The 1,851-nt window shown below is 52.6% G+C and carries 4 protein-coding genes; all 4 read left to right on the top strand.

The features are described from left to right. Positions 1 to 88: 88 nt before the first annotated feature. The 4 genes from E4680_RS13825 to E4680_RS13810 are packed head-to-tail and all read left to right on the top strand — an operon-like array spanning position 89 to position 1,710. Positions 89 to 427 (top strand): hypothetical protein, encoded by a 339-nt coding sequence (locus E4680_RS13825; protein WP_135283011.1) that lies wholly within the window; start codon positions 89 to 91, stop codon positions 425 to 427. Between the two features lie 17 nt (positions 428 to 444). Continuing rightward, the gene (locus tag E4680_RS13820; RefSeq protein WP_135283010.1) at positions 445 to 786 is read left to right on the top strand and encodes a hypothetical protein; all 342 of its coding nucleotides are present in this window, start codon (positions 445 to 447) and stop codon (positions 784 to 786) included. Positions 787 to 792: 6 nt separating this feature from the next. Next, entirely contained in the window at positions 793 to 1,287 is a 495-nt protein-coding gene (locus E4680_RS13815; RefSeq protein WP_135283009.1) for a hypothetical protein, read from the top strand. A gap of 6 nt (positions 1,288 to 1,293) precedes the next feature. Further along, positions 1,294 to 1,710: a hypothetical protein gene (locus tag E4680_RS13810; RefSeq protein ID WP_135283008.1), complete on the top strand. Its 417-nt coding sequence runs from the start codon at positions 1,294 to 1,296 to the stop codon at positions 1,708 to 1,710. The last annotated feature ends 141 nt before the right edge of the window (positions 1,711 to 1,851 follow it).

Raw genomic sequence — 1,851 nt, 5'->3', positions numbered from 1 at the left:
CTGGGATGGGTGCTTATGAAAGGTCTATAGTCATGCGGTATCGACCCGACTACAAGCCAGACAACGGTTGAGCAAAGGGTAAGCAGACATGAACGCCGACGAATCATTTGACCGGACCGAGGCGATGGTTAAAGACCCAAGTTCTCCGATCGATTTGACCGGACTTAGATCAATACATCGAGCTATTGTGATGGTAAAACGCCCTGATTGCCCGATCGATTTGACTGGCCTCGATCCAGAAGAACGCGCAATGGTAATGGCGCACCGCCCCGACTGCCCTATCGATTTAACAGGGCTACGCTCAAAGGACCGTGCTTGGGTGATGGTTAACAGAAAAGATTGCCCGGTAAGTTTGGGTGGGCTGGATTTCCCTGACAAAGAGTTTGTCAAGAGGTTACGTTTTGACTACAAGCCGGACAACGGTTGAATAAAGAGTAAACAGCCATGAACGCCGACGAATCATTTGACCGCACCGTAGCCATGATTGATAAGAACGTTAAAGCCCCAATAGACCTTGAAGGATTGACACCATTCGATCGAACCATGGTGATGATTCACCGTCCTGACTGCCCGATTGATTTGATAGGTCTTGACCAACGTGACCGCGCCACCGTGATGGTCGAGCGCCGCGACTGCCCGATCGATTTAACGGGTATCGATCCGACTTACCGTGCCTGGGTAATGGTGACTCGGGAAGACTGCCCGGTAAGTTTGGATGGGCTTGACGAGGATCTATGCCGTTGGGTCCTGAAGAATCGACCCGATTACAACCCAGACAAAAGGTAAACAGATATGAACACAAAAAGCATCCCAGTAATCGAACTGGAAGACGAATCCGGAATCCCGGTGGTAGCCGTACTAAGTCATATCGTGGGCGTTGTTAAGGAAAGCGATGATGTCTCGGTAGTATTTATCAATGGCGCCACGGATACGGATCACGGATGGTACGTCAAAGCAAATTTTGATGACCTTAAGGCCGCCATTGAACGCGGAGAAAGCTGCAACATGAGACCCGTTGAAAATCTGACCGCTTCTAAACGGGTCCATGAGATGGTCAATAATCCGAACGCGCCGATCAACCTGACGGGTCTCAGCTCAGGCCAGCGCGCAAGCGTAATGGCGCATCGCCCCGATTGCCCGATCGACATGACAGGGCTTACGCCATACGACCGCGCAAGGGTAATGGCATGCCGTCCCGATTGCCCCGTCGATCTGACGGGTCTTAATGGACCTGAACGTGTAAAGGTCATGACCAGCCGTCCTGATTACAAACCGAGCAAAGGGTAAACAGACATGGTTTCCACTATCGATTCATATACCCGTGCTAAATTGATGGTTCAAGACCCGAGTTCTCAGATCGATCTGACAGGTCTCAGCTCACGCGAACGCACCTGGGTGATGTGCGAGCGCCCTGATTGCCCGATCGACATGACAGGGCTTACGTCATACCACCGCGCGAAGGTGATAGTGAACCGCCGCGACTACCCGATCGACATGACTGGCTTCGACTCTTATAGCCGTGCGTGGGTGATGGCCAAGCGCCCTGATTGCCCCGTCGATCTTAATGGGCTAAGTTCAATCGAACGCGCTTGGGTGATGGTGAACCGTCGCGATTGCCCGATCGACTTGACAGGTCTTGATCCAAAAGATATCGCATGGGTGACGGCCAAGCGGCCTGATTTCTCCCCCGCCACGCCAATGCAGCGTTAACCAACACAGGTAAACACACATGACGATCGAAGCACAACTCGACACTATCGCCCAGCACCTTCTTGAGATCAAGCAGCTTCTGCGCGCTGAGAAACAACCTGCCGCACCGGTAGAGAAACAACCTGCCGCACCGGTAGAGCC

Source organism: Candidatus Macondimonas diazotrophica (assembly GCF_004684205.1).
Taxonomy (GTDB): Bacteria; Pseudomonadota; Gammaproteobacteria; order UBA5335; family UBA5335; genus Macondimonas; species Macondimonas diazotrophica.
This window is presented reverse-complemented; position numbering and strand designations above follow the sequence as displayed.